The organism is Glycomyces xiaoerkulensis (assembly GCF_002798405.1).
Taxonomy (GTDB): domain Bacteria; phylum Actinomycetota; class Actinomycetes; order Mycobacteriales; family Micromonosporaceae; genus Glycomyces; species Glycomyces xiaoerkulensis.
In genome coordinates, this window is the sequence record NZ_PGGV01000010.1 from 66,902 (window position 1) to 87,461 (window position 20,560).

18 protein-coding genes and 2 pseudogenes are annotated in these 20,560 nt (G+C 69.0%); 18 read left to right on the top strand and 2 right to left on the bottom strand.

The window, feature by feature from the left end:
- From CUT39_RS03155 to CUT39_RS03165, 3 genes are all read left to right on the top strand, one after another.
- On the top strand, window positions 1-1,788 hold the full coding sequence (locus CUT39_RS03155) for an acyl-CoA dehydrogenase (protein WP_100444519.1): 1,788 nt from the start codon (window positions 1-3) through the stop codon (window positions 1,786-1,788).
- Window positions 1,788-2,534 carry a 4'-phosphopantetheinyl transferase family protein gene (locus CUT39_RS03160; protein WP_100444520.1) on the top strand — a complete coding sequence of 249 codons (747 nt, stop codon included), beginning with the start codon at window positions 1,788-1,790 and terminating at the stop codon, window positions 2,532-2,534. Before CUT39_RS03155 ends, CUT39_RS03160 begins: the two co-directional genes overlap by 1 nt.
- A 107-nt stretch (window positions 2,535-2,641) precedes the next feature.
- Window positions 2,642-3,172: a TetR/AcrR family transcriptional regulator gene (locus CUT39_RS03165; RefSeq protein WP_100444537.1), complete on the top strand. Its 531-nt coding sequence runs from the start codon at window positions 2,642-2,644 to the stop codon at window positions 3,170-3,172.
- 28 nt (window positions 3,173-3,200) lie between these two features.
- Here CUT39_RS03165 and CUT39_RS20125 read toward each other — a convergent pair whose 3' ends face one another.
- Complete coding sequence (locus CUT39_RS20125) at window positions 3,201-4,223, bottom strand: helix-turn-helix transcriptional regulator (protein WP_157930449.1); 1,023 nt, start codon at window positions 4,221-4,223, stop codon at window positions 3,201-3,203.
- 563 nt (window positions 4,224-4,786) lie between these two features.
- On the opposite strand from CUT39_RS20125, the gene CUT39_RS03180 reads away from it, so the two are divergent.
- From CUT39_RS03180 to CUT39_RS03230, 11 genes are all read left to right on the top strand, one after another.
- Window positions 4,787-6,136 carry an ATP-grasp domain-containing protein gene (locus tag CUT39_RS03180; RefSeq protein WP_198586836.1) on the top strand — a complete coding sequence of 450 codons (1,350 nt, stop codon included), beginning with the start codon at window positions 4,787-4,789 and terminating at the stop codon, window positions 6,134-6,136.
- A complete protein-coding gene (locus CUT39_RS03185) occupies window positions 6,136-7,410 on the top strand; it encodes an MFS transporter (RefSeq protein WP_100444524.1) in 1,275 nt (424 codons plus the stop codon). The genes CUT39_RS03180 and CUT39_RS03185 overlap by 1 nt, the downstream gene beginning before the upstream one ends.
- 39 nt (window positions 7,411-7,449) lie before the next feature.
- Window positions 7,450-8,238: an NAD(P)-binding domain-containing protein gene (locus CUT39_RS03190; RefSeq protein WP_100444525.1), complete on the top strand. Its 789-nt coding sequence runs from the start codon at window positions 7,450-7,452 to the stop codon at window positions 8,236-8,238.
- An 18-nt stretch (window positions 8,239-8,256) separates the two neighbouring features.
- Window positions 8,257-9,084, top strand: a complete 828-nt coding sequence (locus CUT39_RS03195) for a transketolase (RefSeq protein WP_100444526.1) — start codon at window positions 8,257-8,259, stop codon at window positions 9,082-9,084.
- Window positions 9,081-10,070, top strand: coding sequence for a transketolase family protein (locus CUT39_RS03200; RefSeq protein WP_100444527.1), 990 nt, complete (start codon window positions 9,081-9,083; stop codon window positions 10,068-10,070). Before CUT39_RS03195 ends, CUT39_RS03200 begins: the two co-directional genes overlap by 4 nt.
- Window positions 10,071-10,112: 42 nt before the next feature.
- Window positions 10,113-11,090: a GHMP family kinase ATP-binding protein gene (locus CUT39_RS03205; RefSeq protein WP_100444528.1), complete on the top strand. Its 978-nt coding sequence runs from the start codon at window positions 10,113-10,115 to the stop codon at window positions 11,088-11,090.
- Window positions 11,087-12,115 (top strand): pyridoxal-phosphate dependent enzyme, encoded by a 1,029-nt coding sequence (locus CUT39_RS03210; RefSeq protein ID WP_100444529.1) that lies wholly within the window; start codon window positions 11,087-11,089, stop codon window positions 12,113-12,115. The genes CUT39_RS03205 and CUT39_RS03210 overlap by 4 nt, the downstream gene beginning before the upstream one ends.
- Window positions 12,112-13,614 carry a lyase family protein gene (locus CUT39_RS03215; RefSeq protein WP_198586837.1) on the top strand — a complete coding sequence of 501 codons (1,503 nt, stop codon included), beginning with the start codon at window positions 12,112-12,114 and terminating at the stop codon, window positions 13,612-13,614. The genes CUT39_RS03210 and CUT39_RS03215 overlap by 4 nt, the downstream gene beginning before the upstream one ends.
- Entirely contained in the window at window positions 13,589-14,836 is a 1,248-nt protein-coding gene (locus CUT39_RS03220) for an ATP-grasp domain-containing protein (RefSeq protein ID WP_100444531.1), read from the top strand. The genes CUT39_RS03215 and CUT39_RS03220 overlap by 26 nt, the downstream gene beginning before the upstream one ends.
- The gene (locus tag CUT39_RS03225) at window positions 14,821-15,819 is read left to right on the top strand and encodes an EamA family transporter (protein ID WP_198586838.1); all 999 of its coding nucleotides are present in this window, start codon (window positions 14,821-14,823) and stop codon (window positions 15,817-15,819) included. Before CUT39_RS03220 ends, CUT39_RS03225 begins: the two co-directional genes overlap by 16 nt.
- A gap of 303 nt (window positions 15,820-16,122) precedes the next feature.
- Window positions 16,123-16,359 carry a hypothetical protein gene (locus CUT39_RS03230; RefSeq protein WP_100444533.1) on the top strand — a complete coding sequence of 79 codons (237 nt, stop codon included), beginning with the start codon at window positions 16,123-16,125 and terminating at the stop codon, window positions 16,357-16,359.
- Between the two features lie 201 nt (window positions 16,360-16,560).
- On the opposite strand, the gene CUT39_RS21410 is transcribed toward CUT39_RS03230, so the two are convergent.
- Window positions 16,561-16,695: a hypothetical protein gene (locus CUT39_RS21410; RefSeq protein WP_269799136.1), complete on the bottom strand. Its 135-nt coding sequence runs from the start codon at window positions 16,693-16,695 to the stop codon at window positions 16,561-16,563.
- 1,137 nt (window positions 16,696-17,832) lie between these two features.
- On the opposite strand from CUT39_RS21410, the pseudogene CUT39_RS21620 reads away from it, so the two are divergent.
- The 4 genes and pseudogenes from CUT39_RS21620 to CUT39_RS03245 form a co-directional block, all read left to right on the top strand.
- Window positions 17,833-18,279, top strand: a pseudogene (locus CUT39_RS21620) (RICIN domain-containing protein); the annotation flags it as partial.
- A 33-nt stretch (window positions 18,280-18,312) separates the two neighbouring features.
- Window positions 18,313-19,188 (top strand): annotated as a pseudogene (locus tag CUT39_RS21625) (family 43 glycosylhydrolase); the annotation flags it as partial.
- A gap of 480 nt (window positions 19,189-19,668) precedes the next feature.
- Window positions 19,669-20,238 carry an IS607 family transposase gene (locus CUT39_RS03240; RefSeq protein WP_100444535.1) on the top strand — a complete coding sequence of 190 codons (570 nt, stop codon included), beginning with the start codon at window positions 19,669-19,671 and terminating at the stop codon, window positions 20,236-20,238.
- Window positions 20,235-20,560, top strand: a 326-nt coding sequence (locus CUT39_RS03245) for a helix-turn-helix domain-containing protein (RefSeq protein WP_198586839.1), incomplete at its 3' end; no start/stop codon positions are given. The genes CUT39_RS03240 and CUT39_RS03245, both read left to right, overlap by 4 nt.

Consider the following 20,560-nt stretch of genomic DNA (forward strand, 5'->3'; position numbering starts at 1 on the left):
GTGGCAGTAGAGCACCTCGTCGGCCTGGCCGAGCGACTGGAGGACCACCTCGGCGACCCGCACGACGACGCCGGCGGCCGAATGTCCTTCCGGAAGGTCCTGCGGCACGACGAACAAGAGGACTACCCCCACGAGCTGGCCAGCCTCCTGCAGGCATGGGGCATCCACGAATACTGCCTGCCCGAACGCTGGGGCGGCAAGGCCGGCGACGTCGAGGTCGGCTTCAACCTCGTGCGCCTGGTGGCCCGCCGCGACCCCACCACCGCGACCGCCCTCATGATCACCAACGTGGCGTTCATGCCCACCTGGACGGCGGGCACCGATCCGCAGGGCACCGCGACCGTCGAGGCGATCAAGCGCGGCACGCGGATGTCCTGGGGCCTGTCCGAACGCCACCACGGCAGCGACGTGCTCGCCAACGACATGCGCGCCGAGCCCGTCCCGGGCGGCTACCGGCTCACCGGCGAGAAGTACCTCATCGGCAACGCCACCATCGCCGACGTCGTCAGCGTCCAGGCCCGCACCGCCGAACGCCGCGGCCCCGGCGCCTGGTCGATCCTCAACCTCGACAAGCGCCAGTGCCCGGCCGGGACCGTCACCCCGCTGCCGAACGAGCGACTGCACGGCCTGCGCGCCCTGGACATGAGCGGCATCCGCCTCGACGGCGTCTTCGTGCCCGAGCAGAACCTGGTCGGCGCCGAAGGCCAGGGACTCGAACTGGCCCTGAAAGGCGCCCAGGTGGCCCGCACGGTGATCGCCGCCATCGCGCTCGGCGCCGTCGACACCGCGCTGCGCGTCACCCTCGACTTCGCCGAGGGCCGCGAGATCTTCGGCCGGAAGGTCGCCGACATTCCGTACTCGCGCCGGCAGTTGGCCGAGTGCTTCGCCGACCTGCTGCTCGCCGACGCCGTCAGCGCGGGCGCCGTCCGCGGACTGCAATGCAATCCCGCGCAGGCCAGCGTCTACTCCTCGGTGGTCAAGTACTTCATACCGACGCTCCTGGAACGCACCGCAGGGCAGCTCTCGGTCGTGCTCGGCGCCCGCTTCTACCTGCGCGACCACCCGCACTTCGGCATCTTCCAGAAGATGCTGCGCGACCTGAGCGCGGTGAGCTTCGTCGACGGCAACACGGTCGTGAACCTCAAGAACATCGCCGCGCAACTGGAGGGCCTGCTCACCGTCGCCCGCGACGCCGAAGACCCGGTCCGCGCCGAGGCCGCCGAGCGGGCCGAGGCCATGTACGGACTCGACGCCGAACTGCCCGAATGGCGGCCGGAGCGGCAGCTCCTGATCAGCCGCGGCCGGGACGACGCGCTGCTCGCCCTTCCGGCGGCGCTCGCCCGGCTCCGCGACCGCGCTCGCGGCCACCGGGACGCAGACCAGCGGGAGTGGTACCTGCGCGCCGCCGACCTGGGGGACCGGCTCGCCAAGGAACTCTACCGCCTCGATGCCGAGGCCGCCCGCATCGCGCGGGAGGCCGGCCGCGGCCACACCGGCACCGCCGAGCAGTTCCGGCTCGCCGAGCAGTATTGCGTGCTCCACGCGGGCGCGGCCGCCCTCCACCTGGCGGCGTGGTCCGGCGACGCCCTCGGCGGCGCCCCCGACGGAGCGGTCCTGCTGCTGCAGATGGAGCGGGTGTGGCGCCTGCTGTACCCCGCCGAGACCGTGACCGACGCCGCGGTCGTCGACCGCGCCATGGAGGTCCTGCGCGGCCTGCATGAGGAGGGACGGCTGTTCTCCCATTGGCCGATACGGGTCCGCAGCTCCCACGACAGGGTGATGGCCTGATGGACACCACTCGACGGGCGGAGGTCTGGCTGCTGCGCGAGGCCGACGTGGACGGTTTCGCGCGGCCGGCGGCCGCGATGCTCTCCCCGGACGAATGGGCCCGCTGGGAGCGCCTGCGCATTGAGTCGGCCCGCCGCCGCTACCTGGGCGCCCGCCTCCTGTCGCGCTCGGTCCTGGCCGCGCAGGTGGGCATCGCGCCTTCCCGGCTGACGTTCAGCTCCGGGGAGTACGGCCGCCCGGAACTGCACCCCAACCCGTGGCGGCTGCGCTTCAACCTCACCCACTCCGAAGGGCTCATCGCGTGCGTGGTGACCGCGGACGTGCTCTGCGGCATCGATGCCGAACGGACTCCCGCCGCCCCGGCCGTCGTCCGGTACGGCACCGAACGGTTCGCCCCGGTCGAGCGCGCCCGCCTCGGCGCCGTCGAACCCGGGGTGCGGGCGGTGGAGTTCGTGGACACCTGGGTGCTCAAGGAGGCTTACACCAAGGCCCTGGGGTTCGGGTTCCAGTACGGATTCGACACTTTCACGCTGATGCCCGATGCCCGGGGGGACGTCGTCGTGAACGACCCCCGCATGGCCGCCTCGGAGGCGGGGCATTGGCGGTTCACGCTGTTCACCGCCTTCACCGGTCACCGGCTCGCGCTCGCGCTCCGCCACAGTGAGCCGGTGGCCGGACGGGTGCAGGTGCCGGTTCGCGCCTTTCCTCGGGGCGAGGTCCTCCACGCAGTGCCCGTGTCGGTCTGAGCGGACCGATGCCGGGTCCCACCATGGCCATATCTTGACATTGTCTAGATTGGAGTCGGGCTTCCCCCGTGAACGACCGCCACCGCCGCGGGGACCTGCGTCGGGCGATGATCGAAGCCGCGGTCGCCGCGCTCGACGAGGTCGGCCCCGCCGCATTGAGCCTGCGCGACGTGTCCAAACGCGTCGGCGTCTCGCACGCCGCCCCCGCTCACCACTTCCGCGACAAGGCGGGACTGCTGACCGCCGTCGCCGCCGAGGGCTACGAGCGATTCGTCGACGAACTGGAGCGCGCCTGGTCCGAGACCGGCGACTTCACCGAGGTCGGGGTCGCTTACGTGCGCTTCGCGATCGAGCACCACGTCCATTTCGAGGTCATGTTCCGCATCGAACGGCTGCATCCGGACGACCCCGCGCTCGAACGGGCCCGCGAGCGCTCCCGGCGGCTCCTCTGCGCGGCTTTGCACGGCGGCTCCGACGGGACCCGGCGGGGCCTCGCGGCGTGGTCGCTGGTGCACGGCTTCGCCGTCCTGCTCCTGGCCGGCAACCTCGACGGCGAGGTCGCCGCCGACCCCGAGGGGGCGGTCCGCGAGATCGTCGCGCGATTGGAGGCTCTCCGCGGCCCCGGACTCGCCGGCTGACGGTACTCGCAGTCGCGCCGCGGATCGCTCAGGCGTCGTCGAGGCTGATCCAGTCGGCCTCGAGGGCGCGGATCGCCATCTGGAACCGCGACTGCGAGCCCAACTTCTCTCCCAGCGTCTCGCTGATGCGTCGAACGGTCCGCTCCGACACCCCCAGTTTGCGCCCGACCGCGAGATCGGTGTGCCCCTGGGCCCAGAGGCGCAACGCGTCGCGTTCCTGGGAGGAGATGTCGCCCTTTCGCCGCGGGCGGGCCGGCGTCAGCGGCGTCGCTTCCCTCCATAGCAGAAGATGCAGGTAGGCGATGGCATCGACGAGCGTATTCTCCTGCAGCACATACGCACCGGCCGCGCTGTCCTCCGCGTCCACGGCTACGACCGCTACGCTCCGGTCGATGATGTTCAGGCGCATGGGCAGCGTCGGCATGGTGCGGACCTGGACTCCCATCTCGACCAGCCGCAGGTAGTGCGCGAGGAGGTCGGGATTGTTCCGCACGCTGGCGACGCAGATCGTGCGGATCGCGACTCCACGGTCTAGAGTGGACTTACTGCGCTCTTCGGTCGTCCTCATCGCCGACGGCGTGGCGGTCGATCTGGGCACGATCGACCACATGCTCTGCTCGCACTGCTCGCTCAGCGATGCCATGACTTCACGGACCGCCTCCAGTTCCAGATGCCGTTCCACGCCGGTGGAACCGCTTTCGGAAAGACTGCCGCTTCGGAATTTCGAGATGAATTGCGATATGGCCGCTCGGCCCTGATCTATTCTGAGTCGCTCATTGGCGAGTTGGGCCTGTTGCCGGGAGAGCAGAGCGACGAGAGCTACCTCTGGATCGCATGGAGAAAAGGTGTCGGAGCCACCGCGAACCTCTATGAGATGCTTGCTGGCGAGGATGTCCAGACTATCCCGGATAGATTCCACAGTGGTGTCCAGGCCCGCGGCGATCTCCTCGACTCCGAGGTGAGGGTGCTCGAGTATGAATTGGTAGACTTCCTGCGTCGGTCGGTCGATTCCAAGTATTGACAGCACGGCGACCTCATGTGGAGTGTTCAAAGGGCTGGACCCGATGGTAGCAAAACTCCGTGTATGGTGTCGCCGCCGTAGCGTGATCGCGGAAATTCGGTGCGAACGTTGTACCTGTTCATGGCGAGGGCATTGGTATCGATGGGGTCGCCGTTGCCCAATGTGGCGGTGAATGCCGCGCCGTGATCCCGGGTCGGCGCGGGAACGTCGGGGTGGTCGGGTATTCCCAATGCTGCGTCGATCGCAAGTCTGTAATGGGCTATTCCGGTGTGGTATTCGGGCCTTTGAAGTATTAGTCGGCCTTGCTCTTGTCCGGGCGGTTTGGCGATGTGGTTCCGGCCCCCGTGGAATCCATTGCGTTCGATCGGGAGGCCGGCCGGGCCGCTACCGCTTCCCGCGAGCGCCGCAGAGCCGATCGCGGATTCGGGCACCGGTCGGGGCCGCAGTCGAGCCGTTGACCGAATCCTGCCAGGGGTATTCGTCCGAGTTCTCCCACTTATGACGCCATGCGAATCGCTGTTGAATGAAGGCCATGCGGGCCGAATGAGTCGAATGCCCGCCGCGGGATCGATACACGACGTAGGAGGCTCACAGTGGGAACACTGTCAACGGCTGAGCGCCAGGCGCTCTGGGATCACACCGACGACGTGCTGGAGGCGCACACGGGCCGTTCTCTGGGCGTGCTGGTGGACGCGTACGGGACCGGCAACTTCCTGCCCGAGGCGTTCGCTCGACACGGCATCGAAGTCGTCCATCTGCAGAGCGCGCCCGAACCGATCTCACGGATGCAGCCGTGGAACGAGGAGCGCTACCTCGACTGGATAGTCTACAACCCCGACGGCAGCACCGAGGCCGCGCTCAAGCAGCTCCAGCCGAAGTTCGTCATTCCCGGACAGGAGCCGGGAGTCCGCCTCGCCGATCAACTGAGCGAGGCATTGGGGCTGCGCACCAACGGCACCGAACGCTCCGCGGCCCGCCGGGACAAGCGCGACATGGTGGAGGCGGTCGCCGCGGCCGGCCTGCGCACCGCCGACCAGACCGTCACCGACAGCGCCGACGAGGCCATCGCCTGGGCCGAGGACCGCGGCCACTGGCCGTGCGTGGCCAAACCGCTGGCGTCCGCTTCGACCGACGGCGTCTCCGTCTGCCGCGACGCCGCCGCGCTGCGGTCGGCCTTCGCGGACATTCTCGGCAGCGACACGGTGTTCAACCAGGAGAACACGGAAGTGCTGGTCCAGAGCTACCTGGAGGGCACCGAGTACATCGTCGACACCGTCGGCGTCGACGGCACCGCCTACGTGTGCGGGGTGTGGCGGTACGAGAAGAACCTGCTTCCCAACGGCAAACCCATCTACGACAGGGACATCCTGGTCGATCCGGCCGAACCGGTGGCGTCCCGGCTGATCGAGTTCACGCGCGAAGTGCTCGACGCGCTCGGCGTCCGCAACGGACCTGCCCATTCGGAGATCATGATGACCCCGGACGGGCCCGCCCTGATCGAGGTCGGCGCCCGCCTCAACGGGCACCTGCACCCCGAGTTCCACAACCGGTGCATGGGGGAGAACGGCGCCGACCTGACCGCGACCGCCTACATGGAACCGGACCGCTTCCTCGAACAGTACGGCGGCGGCGTGTACAGCAGACTCCGAGCCGCATGCGTCTACAACGCACCGACGGTGCAGTCGGGGGTCGTCACCTCCACCGACGAAGAACTCGTGGAGTGCATCCGGAACCGGCCCTCGGTCGTGGACCTGTCGCTCAAGCGCAAGGCCGGCGACACCATCGTGCCCACACACGACCTGCTCACCAGCCCGCTGCGGGTGTTCCTCACCAACACCGACGAGGACGCCCTGGAAGCGGACTACACGTGCATCGCGTCGGTCCGCGAGTCGGTCTACCGGGTCCGGTCCCGCACGAACCCGGCCCTGTGCGGTGTCGTCTGATGTCCGACCCGAACACGACCCGGCCGAGCCTGGCGGCCAACATCGCGGGACTGCGGCCCATCGCCGGCCTGCTGGCGACCGTCACCGTATGCCGCAGCACGGCGGTCCTGTACCCGCTCTACGGGGCGTACCTCGCCTCCGAGCGCCAGGAACTGTCCATCGGCATGATCGGCGTGATCGTCGGCATGTTCGGGATCGGAGCACTGCTGGCAGGCATCTTCGCAGGCGCGCTGACGGCCAGGATCCCCGAACAGCGGGTCGGCGTTCTGGGGCTGGTCGGGGTGGCGGTCACCGTGCTGGGCATCGCGGCGAACCCGGCCGTCTGGCCCCTGCTCGCGCTCACCGTGGTCTGGGGCTTCTGCTACGAACTGGTCAACCCCATCGCCTACACGCTGGTGGCGCGGGCGCTGCCTGAATCCTCGCGGCGTTTCGCCTTCTCGGCGGTGCGCCTGGCGATCAACCTGGGCATGGGCGTGGGGCCGGTACTGGCCGCGCTGCTCTACAGCGTCGACCCCGAGCTGCTGCCCTGGGGCACCGCGATCGGCTACGTGGCCTCGGCCCTGATCCTGGTCCGGGCGCGGATCGGCGCCGGCGGGGCGGACGAGGAAGCAACGGCCGACGACGAGGACCCCGGCAACGCGGAGCCGGCTCGGCATTCGTCCAGGTTCTGGAGCTTCATCGCCGTCACGACTCCGATCCACTTCGCCTACGCACTGCCGTCCACCGTCGTCAGCGTATACATTGTCCAGGTACTCGACCATCCGGTCGGCTGGGTCGGCGCGATCTTCGCGGTCAACTCCCTGCTGATCATCACCTGCGAGATCCCGCTCAACCACGCGATGCTGGGCCTCACCCGGCGGTCGAGCCTGCTGGCGGGATACGCCTGCGGCACCGCCGGGTTCGCTCTCATGGGCCTCGGATCGATCCAGATCTGGCTGGTGCTGGTCGCGACCGCCGTATGGACGGTCGGGGAGATGATCATCTATCCGGTGATGCCCTCGCACATCAGCTTCATCACACCGAAACGACTGCACGCCCGGAACATGGGCTTCTACACCGCGCACTTCAACGCCGGAGTCATCCTCGCCCCGCTGATCTTCCTTCCATTGGCCGAACGGATTTCCGCCACGGCCCTGTGGCTGCTGGTCGGCGGTATCCTCCTGCTCGGCCTGCTGGCCACGGCCGCGGTGAGCCGTTCTCCACGCCTCTGGGGCGTCGACGACCCGCGTCCTCCGACGCTCGCGGCGGAGGCGTCCACGGCGGACTCGGCCTGATCGCACCGCTCAGTTCACGGACACAAGGAGCCAAGCGCCATGACGCGAATCGGCATCATCGGAGTCGGGGAAATCGGCCGGTCCATCGTGATAGGACTGTGCGAAGGCACGGAGGGCCCGCCGCCGGTGTTCCTCTCTCCCCGCGGGGCACGCACGGCCGCGGCACTGTCGGAAGCCTACGAAGGCGTCCAGGTCTGCACCGACAACCAGGCCGTGGTCGACCGCTCCGACATCGTCGTCATCGCGGTGCGCCCGCACGACCAATCCGAGGCCCTGGACGGACTCCGAGTGGATCCCCGAAAAGTGGCGGTCAACGTGATGGCCGGCGTCCGCAACGACGACCTGCGGCGCAGGCTCGCCACCGAGGCCGCGATCGTGCGGGCGATCCCCCTCCCGGCCGTGCGCGAACGCCGTTCGATCACCGTCACCTGCCCGGCCCATCCCGACGTCGACGCGCTCTTCGACCGCCTCGGGGGCTCGCTCGCCGTCCCACGGGAATCGGAACTGAGCGTGTTCTCGGCGCTCACGGCGACCCTGAGCACCCACTACCGGTACCTCCACACGCTCGTCTCATGGGCGGCCGACCAAGGCATCCCGGCCGCGGACGCCGAGCGCTACGTGCGGGGCCTCTTCCAGGGAATCGGACGCGCCCTCGGCGACGAGACCGCCTCCCTCGAACAACTGGCGGCCGGCCACGAGACCCCGAACGGCATCAACGAACGCATCCGCACCACCTGGTTCGACCCACCCAACGTCCGCGCCCTCACCCGGGCCCTCGACGACCTTCTCGCATCGTTCGCACCGCGCCGGTTACGGCGCAGGCCCTGAACACGAAAGCAGGCACGCATGCACGCCAGAGAATCCAATCCGGGCGAGAGCAGACGCCTCGCCCTGAACATCCGACGCAAGATCATCGAGATGAGCGCCTCCCCCACCGGAGTTCACATCGGAGGCAGCATATCGATCTCCGATCTGCTCGCGGTCCTGTACGCGGAAGTGCTGCGGAGGCCGTCCGACCGCGAAGCGCTCCACCGCGACCACCTGATCCTCAGCAAAGGACAGGCGTCCGCGGCCCTGTACGCCGCCCTCGCCTCCACCGGGGCCATCCCCGAAGCCGAATGCGCGACCTACGCCCAAGCGGGAAGCCGCCTCGGCGGCCACCCCATGAAGCGCCTGCCCGGAGTGGACTTCTCCACCGGCGCGCTGGGACACGGCCTCCCCATCGGACTCGGAGTCGCCCTGGCCGGCCGCCGCTTCGGCCACGACAAGCGGTCGTTCGTGATCCTGGGTGACGGTGAACTCCAGGAGGGGGCCAACTGGGAGGCGGCCATGGCCGCCTCCCACCACGGCGCCGACAACCTGACCGCCATCGTGGACCGGAACGAATGGCAGATCAGCGGGCGAACCGAGGACTGCCTCTCACTGGAGCCGCTGGCGGACAAGTGGTCCAGCTTCGGCTGGAGAACGCTCACCATCGACGGCCACGACCACGACCAGATCAGGACCGCCCTCGGCAAGCCCTCCGAAGCGGGACGACCCACCGCGGTCATCGCGCGGACGGTCAAGGCCCATCTCGTGCCCGGCCTGCACGACACCAAGCGGAGCCACTCGGCCACCCTCGACCGGCCGGCCCGAGAGCGGGCCCTCCGAGCACTGGAGGAGGTCCGGACATGAATCCCACCCTCGCCGAACCCCGCACGGCCTCCGAGGTCCTCGACCACGTCTGGGAGAACCGGTCGGCCGTCCCGGCCCGGGACGCCTACACGATGACACTGCTCGCCCTGGCCCGCTCGAATCCGAGCATCGCCTGCCTGTCGATCGACATGGACCTCCAGGACCACTTCTCGGGCGAACTGCACCGCCAGTTCGTCGACCTCGGCATCGCCGAGCAGAACACCATCGGCGTCGCCGCCGGAATGACGGTGTCGGCCGACCAGGTCTTCGCGAACGGAATGAGCCCGTTCACGATCGCGCGCGCATTCGAGCAGATCAAGATCGACGTGGCCGGCGCCGACCTGCCGATCAAGATCGTGGCCACGCACGCCGGTCTCGCCTCGGGGCACTACGGCCCCACCCACCACTCCCTGGAGGACATCGGGGCCGTACGCATGCTGCCCAACATGGCAGTGGTGGCGCCGATCGACGCCTACCAGACCGCACAGGCCACCGCGGCGCTGGCGAGGACGCCGGGACCGGCGTACCTGCGCCTGGGTAAGCAGGGGACACCGTCGCCGTTCGAGCGGCGACCCGAGTTCGAGCTCGGACGAGCCCAGTGGCTGCGGGACCCCGGCCGAGTCGTCTTCATCGCCACCGCGCCCCGCCCCAACCTCGTCGCGGCCGAAGCCGCCCGCGAACTCGGCGAGCGCGGCATAACCGCCGGGCACCTGAACATGCACACCGTCAAGCCGCTCGACCGGGAAGCCGTCCGGGAAGCCGCGGCCCACGCCGAAGTGGTGGTCACCATCGAGGACCACCGCGCGGTCGGGGGCCTGGGCGGGGCCGTCTGCGAGGCGACGGCCGAGACCGGCGGCCCGCCGGTCAAGCGGATCGGCGTCCCGGACGTCCACTACGACCTGGTCGGCGACGAAGGACACCTGCTCGACCGCGCCGGAATCAACGCCGACAACGCGGTGGCCCGAGCGCTGGAGGTCGTGTCGTGACGACCGACCCCGTAGACCGCCCCTTCCACAGAGAGGATCGCTATGACATTGCTGGCGGCTGAGACCACGACGACTCCGCGGACGACATGGAACGCACCGGACCGCGCCGAGCCCGCGGCGCCGGTGGGACACGGCATCTGCGGCGGCCACCACGGAGAGATACTCCAAGGTGCGTTCCGCGTTGCAGGCGAGGAAGTCCGCGCCCTGATCACCCTCCCCATGCCGGACAAGACCGCCGAGGCGACCGTGAGGATCCTGCCGGAGCCCGGGAAGATCTCGGTACCGGCCGGAAAGACGAAGGCCGCCGCGGCGGCGCGACTGACACTGGGCCACCTGGGGCTGGATTCGGGCTGCGAGATCTCGCTCCGCAACGACATACCGGCGAGTCTCGGCATGGGGTCGTCGACCGCGGACGTCGTCGCGACCATCCGCGCCGTGGGCGACTCGGTCGGCCAGCGCCTGCCCGGCGCGGTCGTGGCGCGACTGGCCGTCGAGGCCGAGACCGCCGCCGACTCCATCATGTACCCCGGCTCGGTCCCGCTGTTCGCACACCGGGAAGGACGGATCCTCGAGACCCTGGGCCCCGAACTCCCGCCACTGCTGGTGCTGGGGTTCAAGTTGGACGTCGCCGGGATCGACACCCTGGAGATGCGACCGGCGCGCTACACCCGGGAGGAGAAGGCGCGCCTGGGAGTCCTGCTCGCCGCCGCCCGGCACGCGATCGGCACCGGCGATCCCGTACTGCTGGGCAAAGTGGCCAGCGCCAGCGCCGCCGTGAACCAGCGGTTCATCGAACGGCCCCTGCTTCCCGAACTCACCCGCCTCGCGCGCCGAGCCGGCGCGGTGGGCGTCCAGATCGCACACAGCGGCTCGGTGGCGGGCGTGCTGTTCGACGCCCGCGAGCCCCTCCGGGCGGCCGGTGCCGCCTCGCGCTGCCGGGACGAGCTGTCCCGGCTGGGCATCGACCAGGCCTACCTCTTCTCTCCCTACGAGAACTACCGGCAAGGAGGCCGTCAATGAACCGCGGACTCGGCAACTACTCCGACGCCATCGCGCTTCCGAAACTGATCAAACTGGGCCCGAACCTCATCGGTGCCGCGTTCAGCCTGATGAAGCTGGTCCCGGCGCGCTACATTCTCCACAAGGCCACCGAGACCGGGCAACTGGAGGCCGGAGGCAAGATCGTCGAGACGACCTCGGGGACGTTCGGGCTCGCGCTCGCCATCGAATCGGCGCTGCACGGCTGGGACCTCACGCTCGTGTCCGACCCGGTCATCGACGCCCAGTTCGCGTCCCGGCTGGCCGGTATGGGCGCCCGCCTGGACATCGTGACCGAGCCGGCCCCCGGCGGCGGCTATCAGCAGCCCCGGATCGACCGCGTCGAGGAGCTCCTGAAGGAGTACCCCGAGGCGTTCTGCCCGCAGCAGTACACCAACCCCGACAATCCGCGCTCGTACGCCGTCGTCGCCGAGCATCTGGTCGACAGCCTGGGGGCCGTGGACACCCTGATCGGCCCGGTGGGTTCGGGCGGCAGCATGAGCGGGACCGCCCGCTTCCTGCGGCAGGTCAACTCCGACATGCTCGCGGTCGGCGTCGACACCCACCACAGCGTCATCTTCGGCCAGCCGGACGGGCCGCGCGCCCTCAGGGGCCTGGGGAACAGCCTCATGCCGGCCAATGTGGACCACAGCACGTTCGACGAGGTCCACTGGATCTCCAACGGCCACGCCGCCCACGCCACCCGCGGACTGCACCGCTCGCACGCCGCCTTCATGGGCCCCACGAGCGGGGCCGCCTACTTCGTGGCCGCCTGGCACGCCCGGGCGCACCCCGATCGGCTGCACGTGGTCATGCTGCCGGACGAAGGGCACCGCTACCACGCAACGGTGTACGACGACGAGTGGTTCGCGGCCAACGCCGAAGCGCCGCCGGACGAGCCGCGGACGGTCGGCAGCCCGCTCGAAGGGCTGCGCGACTGGTGCCGCTTCGAATGGAACCGCCGCCCGTCGCCCGCCGAACTCACCGCAGTGGGGGCAGCGCAATGAACGACCGACACGACACCGGACGCATCCGGGAGCCGGTCCTCCCCGGTCTGCGGGACATCCTGTACGGAGCGACCGCCGACGAGGCCATCGACGACGAACTCGGCTACATGACCGCGGTCGACCGCGCCCACCTGCTGATGCTGGCCTCCACCGGCATCGTCGCGCACGAGGACGTCGTCCCGCTCCTGGGGGCCATCGAAGCACTCGAGGCCGACGACTTCGGCCCGCTCCGCGGCAGGCACGCCCCCAGGGGGCTCTACCTGCTCTACGAACACCACCTGGCGGCGATGGTCGGCGAGGAGACCGCCGGCCGGATCCACACCGGGCGGTCGCGCAACGATCTCAAAGCGACCGTCTGCCAGTTGCGCCTGCGCGATGCGCACTGCAGGCTGCTGAGCGAACTGCTCCGGACCGAGGCGATCGCGTTGAGCGCGGCACGCCGCCACCGGGACGCGGTCATGTCCGGATTCACGCATTTCCAGCCCTCGGTCCCCATCACCTTCGGGTTCTACCTGGCCGGTTTCGCCGCGGCGCTGGGACGCGAGACCGACCGGCTGCTGGCCGAGGGCGCTCACCTGGAGCGCTCGCCGCTGGGTGCGGGCGCGATGGCCGGGACCGACCTGGCCATCGATCAGGGAACGACCGCCGGACTGCTCGGATTCTCCTCGCAGTTCCCGGTGGCACTGGACGCCGTGGCCAGCCGCGACAGCGTCACCGCCGTGCTGTCCACCGCCGCCTCGATCGGCATCGCGAGTTCCCGTGCGGCCATGGACCTCCAGATGTGGACGACCGCGGAACCGGCACTGCTGGAGCTGCCCGACCATCTGGTCGGATCCAGCTCCGCGATGCCCCAGAAGCGCAACGCCTACCTCCTGGAGCAGCTTCGCGGCCGGTCGTCCCAGACCGTCGGGGCCCTCACCGCGGCCCTGCTCGCGGCCAAGTCCGCGCCGTTCACCAACTCCATCGAGGTCGGGACGGAGGCGGTCGAGCAGGCCTGGCCGGCCTTCGACAGCACCGTGGAGGTGCTGCGGCTGCTGAGGGCGCACTTCACCTGGGCGCGTCCGCGACTCCGGGAGACCGAGGACCACGCCGCGCGGCACCACACCGCCGCGACCGCCGCCGCCAACCGGCTCGTGTCCCTGGGGCACCCGTTCCGCCGAGCCCACGAGGCGATCGGCCGCCTGATCTCCGCCGCCGAGGAGCATCGGACCGTCGAACCCGACTCGGCCGTCGACGAGGACGCCCGGCGAATCCTGGAGGAGATGGACGTGCGGGCGACGCTGGAGGCGAGCGCCTACGGCGGCGGACCGGCACCGGACGCGTTCGACAAGGTCCGGTTCCGGCTGCAAGAGGACCTCCGGCGGCGGTGCGAGCAAGCCGAGCGCCACCTGCGAAAGGCCGCATCGTGGCGGCACGACCTGAACGACGCCGTGAGGTCCTACCTCGCGGCGGCACCTGCGAAAGAGGTGAAGCATGGCGACCAGCCGGACCGGTCCTGAAACCGGATACGCAGTCTTCGTGGAGAGCAACACCACCGGCACCGGCGGCCTGTTCGCCGAGGCCGCCGCCCGCGCCGGCCAAGTGCCGGTCCTGCTCGCACGCGACCCCGAGCGCTACGGGCCGTGGCTCGACCGCTACGGGAAGGTCGTCGAGCTCGACACCTCGGACGCCGCGGCGATCACCGCCTGGTGCGAGGGCCTGCCCGGCGACTCCGTTCGCGGAGTGACCAGCTCCAGCGACTACTTCGTGGCGACCGCGGCCCGAGTCGCCGCCTCGTTCGGGCTTCCCGGCCCCTCACCGGAATCCGTGGCCCGCTGCCGGGACAAGGCCGCTGCGCGCCGGACGCTTTCGGGGACCGGTGTTCCGATCCCCCGATGGCGGGAATGCCGCACCTCCGATCAGGTCGGAGCGGCGGCCGCGGACCTGGGCGGGCCGGTGGTGGTGAAGCCCGTGGACGGGTCCGGTTCGGTCGGCGTGCGGCTGTGCGCCGACGCGGACGAGGCGATCGAGGCCGCCGCCGGACTGCTCGGCGCCGGAACCAACGAGCGCGGCCTGCCGCGCGCCGGGCGCATCCTCGTCGAAGGCTTCGTGGACGGCCCCGAGTATTCGGTCGAGCTCTTCAACGGCGAGGTCGTCGCCGTCGTGTCCAAGCACGTCGGCGCACCTCCGAATTTCGTGGAGGTCGGGCACGACGTGGATTCCGCGCTTTCGCCCCAACTCGACCGGGCCGTCCGCGGCACCGCCGAAGACGCCGCCGACGCGCTCGGGGCGAAGTTCGGTCCCGTGCACGCCGAGATCCGGCTGGAAGGCGACACGCCCTATGTCATCGAAGTCAATCCGCGCCTGGCCGGCGGCAACATCCCCCGCCTCATCGAGCTAGCCTACGGAGTCGATCTGATCTCCGCCCACATCGCCCAGGTCGTCGGCGGCCCCCGCACGATGCCCGAGCGGCGATGGCGCAGCGGTGCGGCCATCCGGTTCCTGCGCCTTCCGCACGAGGGTACGATCCGGCGAGTACCGGATTCGGCGGAGCTGGAGGAGATCGGGGCGTTCGAGGCCGCGGTACGAGTCCGGGCTGGCGACCGGTGCACGCTCCGGGGCGACTTCACCGACCGCATCGGCCACGTCATCACCGACGGGCCCACGCGGGAGGTCGCGGCGGCCGAGGCGGACAAGGCCGCGGCCGCGCTGGAGGGAGCGATCGAGTGGGAGCCGAATTGAACGCGGACTCCAAGACGCGGAGCATCGCGCCGCGGACGCTGCTCGGGCTGCTGCTGGCCGTGGCCGCGGCGATATTCTTCGGCAGCGCCGGTCCGGCCGCGAAAGCGGTCATCGAGGCGGGCGTCACTCCGCTCCAGATGGTCTGGCTGAGGCTCGGGGGAGCGGCGCTGCTGCTGCTTCCCTATGTGTGGATCACCAGGCGTCGGTCGCTGATCTGGCTGTTCAAGCGCAATACGAGGTACGTCGCCGCCTATGGGATCGTCTCCTTCGCGGGGGTGCAGGTCTGCTACTTCGTAGCGGTCTCCCGGCTGCCGGTGAGCATCGCCCTGCTGCTGGAGTACCTGGCGCCGGCACTGGTCATCGCCTGGCTCGTCGCGGTGCGCCGGGTGCGGATTCCCGTCACCGCCTTGACCGGGGCGTTGACGGCCATCTGCGGCACCGCCGTCGTGGTGGAGGCTTGGACCGGGCTGCGCTTCGATCTCATAGGAGTGCTGGCCGGACTCGGGGCCGCCCTCTGCCAGGCGTCGTTCTTCCTGCTGTCGGACAAGGCCGACCGGGAAGCCGACCCGCTGACGATGACCGCCGGCGGTGCGGTCGTCGGCGCGTTCGCGGTGGGGCTCCTGGCGCAGCCGTGGAACCTGCCTTGGGGCGCGCTCGGTGACGGCGCGAACATCGCGGACGTCTCCGTTCCGGTGATCGGGCTGGTCGCCTGGGTCGTCGTCGTCGGCACCGTCTTCGCCTACGCCTGCGGCGTCACCGCGATCAGGATGCTGTCGGCGCCGGTGGCCGGCGTGATCGCGACCCTCGAGGTCGTGGTGGCGGCGATTTCGGCCTGGCTGGCTTTGGGCGAGCGATTGACCGCCGTGCAGATCCTCGGGGGCGTACTGGTCCTCTGCGGAGCATTGCTCGCGCAGCGTCGCCGAGCGAACGCCGCGGAGAAAGAAGAGCTCAGGAGGATCGAAGCGATGAACGCTTCGACATGAAGGAAGGCTGATGGGACGCCCCTGGCCGGGCTCCGCGCCGGTTCTGCCCGAGCGGAGCCCGGCCCCGCCGTCCGCAGGGACCCGCCGGCCCGACCGTTCACGGGTCCATCGCCACGGCCGCGGTGGCCGAATCCTGACAGGCGCCTCCGGCCGACTTCCCCCACTTACGGCATCGAGTCGATTTGAGTTGAATTGTCTTAATACCAACTGAACGAATCGGCCGGCGACACAGCCGTGAAACAGAGTGAGAAGGTAAGTCAAATTCTTGTGTATTCCGCCAGAATCGCGCACGAAGGTCCCCTCGTGGAGAGAGACCTGACTGCGGCCATTCTGGCATCCGCCTCACACGGGGACCGTGTCGAGCACGTGTATTGCGAGGCCGGAGAAGGTGGGCACTACGTTGTCATATTCCTGCACGAGAGCATCGACGAAATCGCCGCCGACCGGTGCGATCAGTTGGTGAGGCGGGCCTTTGCGCCGTTGGTGCGGGACGATTCCTGGAAGCTGGTCGACCAGGCGTTGAAGCCATTCGGGCGTTGAAGCGCGCTCCGGCACGGGAATACGGAGCCCCGCGAGGGGCAAGAAGAATGGGCGGCTCCCGACGGGAGCCGCCCATTCGCTGCTGAGCACATGTAAACCATGATGGGGCCGGAGCCGGGAGGGCCACCGACGACCGACTTGCCGTGCAATGGGCTCCGCTTGATGGGAGGAGCAAGTCCGGCCCCTGAGACTGGAAGTCGATCAGTCCCATTCCCAGTCGTCGGCCGGTGCTGCATCCCCTGCCGATGCGGCGTCGGCATGGCCGACGGTGCCGCCGGCGATGATCCCGAATGCGATGAGGATGGCGGAAAGAAGCGGGCGGAGGCGCATGTTCATGAAGCAGACTCCTAAATTCGTCGAGCGAAGTTCGGTGTTCGTGCTGCATTGACAGAATATGAAAATCGACTCCCGTGGGTAAGTGGCGAAAATCTGTCAGTCAATAGCGTCCTAATCCGTCCAATCGTGAGGTCCACCTGATGGAACCGAGGACGAGGGTACGTAGCAGGGAATTTTGAGGGAACTTAAGCAGGCGCTCGGTCGGCCCGAATCCGTCGAAATCGAGAAAGCAATCCGCAGGGGTGAACGGGATGCGCTCATGCGGCCGTGTATCGGCGCGACCGGCAGGATCGATGCGTTCTGGAAATTGGTAATCAATGCCGTTCTACATCGACCCGGCAGCTCTTCTCCAAAGTGCACAGGGTCGGAATTCGCCTGTTCAGGAGCGTAAACGAAGCAGCGTGATGTTCGTCGACAGGGGCCTCCGAGCACCTGCCGGTTGAAGAATCCGGTTGCGGTACCGGCAACTGAGGATGATCACTACCCGTCTCGGCCTCGCACCGGTCGAACGGTCAGTCCTGTTTCGACCTCAAGCACCAGGCCTCCGGCTGCGGTGGTCACGACCCTACGGACGGACTCAGCGCCGGGCGGGGCGTAGTGGTCGGAGCAAAGCAGGCGTGCGCCGTCGACGAGCGTCGGGGCGAGACCGTCACGCTCGGCGATGCGGCCGAGGTTCCGCTCCTCCGCCGGGCAGGCCCGACCATCAGGGCCGCCGAGTGAGTCGTGCAGCTCGTCGCCGGCCGCTTGCGCGGCGCCGCCGCCGGAGCCCGGAGTGCATCGCCCCGTTCGTCATCGGACGCGAATCGACCCGCTGAACGCCGAACCCCGGCCATCGGCCGGATCAGGGGTGCCGACAAAGTTGTATCGATACTATTGACTAGATCGATGTGTTATCGATATCATCGGCAGCAAGGCGATCGCGACGCTACTCCCCGCAGGCGCCTTCGCCGGGGCCGCGCTCACATTCGCGGTGATCGTCAGCGTCCGAACGCCGTTGCCGATCTCCGTCCGAGCCCTCCCACAACGCCCGCGTTTCGGAGCTCGCTCCGCGACCGATATCCGCCTCTCACCTATTAGGAGTCCGCCATGCGACGACTGTTCTCGCTCGTGCCGGCATTGATGCTGGCTACGGCCTTGATGCTAGTCGGCCCCTCATCCGCGACAGCCGACCAGCATTTGCCCGAAGGGCCCACCGACCTGGTCGCCGCCCACTCGGGCAAGTGCGTCGATGTGCTGAGCGCATCGACCGAGAACGGCGCCGAGATCGTCCAATGGGACTGCCACGGCGGTAGTAATCAGCAGTGGGACCTGCGCGAGGTCGGCGACGGCTACGTCGAGATCGTCTCCCAATCGTCCGGCAAGTGCCTCGACGTGGAGGGTCAATCGACCGACAACAACGCCGCGATCCTGCAGTGGGACTGCTGGGGTGGCGCCAACCAGCAGTGGGAGGTCCGTGACGCCGGCGGCGAGGTCGAGATCGTCGCACGGCATTCGGGGAAGTGCCTCGACGTGGTAAGCGCCTCGACCGAGAACGGCGCCCGGCTGCAGCAGTACGACTGCTTCGGCGCCGCCAACCAGCGGTGGGGTCTGGACCAGGGGCCCGACCCCGAGGCCGAACCCACACTGCCGGGGCTGTACGCGGATCCGAACATCGTGCGCTTCGGCGACACCTACTACCTGTACCCGACCACCGACGGCTTCGACGGCTGGTCGGGAACCCAGTACCGGGCCTTCTCCTCGACCGACCTGGTCAACTGGACCGACCACGGCGTCATCCTCGACGTGGCCGCCGACGTCTCCTGGGCCGACAATTCGGCCTGGGCCCCGGGCATCGAGGAGAAGAACGGCCGGTACTACTTCTACTTCTCCGGCGGGCGCGCCAGCGGCGACACCAGCAAGCACCTCGGTGTGGCCGTGTCGGACTCACCCACCGGCCCGTTCACCGACGCCCTCGGCCACCCCCTCGTTTCGGCCGGAGACTACGCGGGCCAGGCGATCGACCCGGCCCTCTTCACCGACTCGGGCGGCCAGTCCTACCTGTACTGGGGCCAGGGCGCCTCCCACCAGGTGCCGCTGAACGACGACATGACCTCCTTCGACGCCTCCCAGGTGCGCACCTACAACCCGCCCGACTACAATGAAGGCGCCTTCGTGATCGAACGCGACGGCACCTACTACTTCATGTGGTCGGAGGACGACACTCGTAGCGAGGACTACCGGGTCAACTACGCGACCGGCTCCTCTCCGCTCGGTCCCTGGAGCGACCCGGCGGGCGTGATCCTGGCCAAGGACCTGTCCCAGGGCATCAAGGGCACCGGCCACCACTCGGTGGTCCGCGTCCCCGGAACCGACGAGTGGTACATCGCCTACCACCGCTTCGCCATCCCCGATGGCGACGGCACCCACCGCGAGGTCATGATCGACCGCCTGCACTTCGAGGCCGACGGCTCCATCCGCCCGGTGGTCCCGACGCTGAACGGCATCGACCCGATCTGACCCCGGGGAGGATTCGTCGGCGGATCTCACACCCACAAGCTCCGCAACGTACACACTGACAAACCGCCCGCGATCGAGTGCTACTGCTAGGGGCGGACCGAGACTTCGGCGTCGCAGCCGGCGAATCACTCAAAGGCCCGTTCGTCGATCTCGGCCGCCCCTCGTGCCCGCCGGGCTGCCCGCACGACCCCGTGGCACCGTCGGGCTGTGCTGAGGAGACGGCTCCCTGCATTGTTGTAGCGATACATCCTCGCATTGATGAGCCTGCTCCGGCCCGGGAAGACGAAGTATGGGAGCACTTCGCGCCCGCAGTGCGAAAACGCGCGCGTTCCGATCGGCGGCGGCGCCGTGCGGGTGAAGTCGGAAACGTTTGATCGATAGAATCGGTGCCGGAGCTCGCGGTGGTGCGGCCGAGAGGGGTTAAAAACTGCTGCCCTGGTTGTGTTGTTCTAGATACATGAGTGTACGTTTGTGTCTATGCGTTTGAAGGAGTGGGCCAGGGAGCGGGGTGTGTCGTACCGGACGGCGCTGCGCTGGTTCCACTCCGGGCTTCTGCCGGTCCCGGCGCGGCAGTTGCCTACGGGCACGATCCTGGTCGAGCCGCCGCAGGCCGCCGAGGGGCAGGCGGTGGCGTACTGCCGGGTCTCGGGTGCCGATCAGAAGGACGATCTGGAGCGGCAGGCCGGGCGTGTGGCCCTGGAGTGCTCGCGGCGCGGGATCGGGCTGGGCCGGACGGTGTGCGAGACCGGTTCGGGCTTGGACGGGAACCTGGTCGAGCTGCGGCGGCTGCTGGCCGACGCTTCGGTGTCGACGATCGTGGTCGAGCACCGGGACCGGCTGGCCAGGTTCGGGTTCGAGCAGGTGGAGGCCGCGCTTGCAGCGCAAGGCCGTTCCATTGTCGTGCTGGATGAGGCCGAGGTCGAGGACGACTTGGTGCCGGAGATGACCGAGGTGTTGATCTGGATGTGCGCGCGCCTGTACGGCCGCCGGTCGGCCCAGCGCCGCGCCCGGGCCGCCATGAAAGCCGCTTCGGAGTCCGCGTCGTGAAAGTCATCAAGGCCTACCGGTACGCGCTCGACCCGACCCCGGTGCAGGCCGAGGCGTTCGGCTCCCACTGCGGTGGGAAGCGGTTCGCGTTCAACCACATGCTCGGGGTGGTGCGGGCGAACCTGGACCAGCGGGAGGCCGAGCGGACCTACGGCCTGGCCGAGGCCGATCTGACCCCGTATGTGAACTGGTCGGCCTACGGGCTTCGCAAATCCTGGAACGCCCGCAAGGAGGCGGCCACCGGCCGCGGGGACGGCACGTCATGGTGGGCCGAGAACTCCAAAGAGGTCTACGCGGCCGGTTGCGCCGACCTCGCGATGGC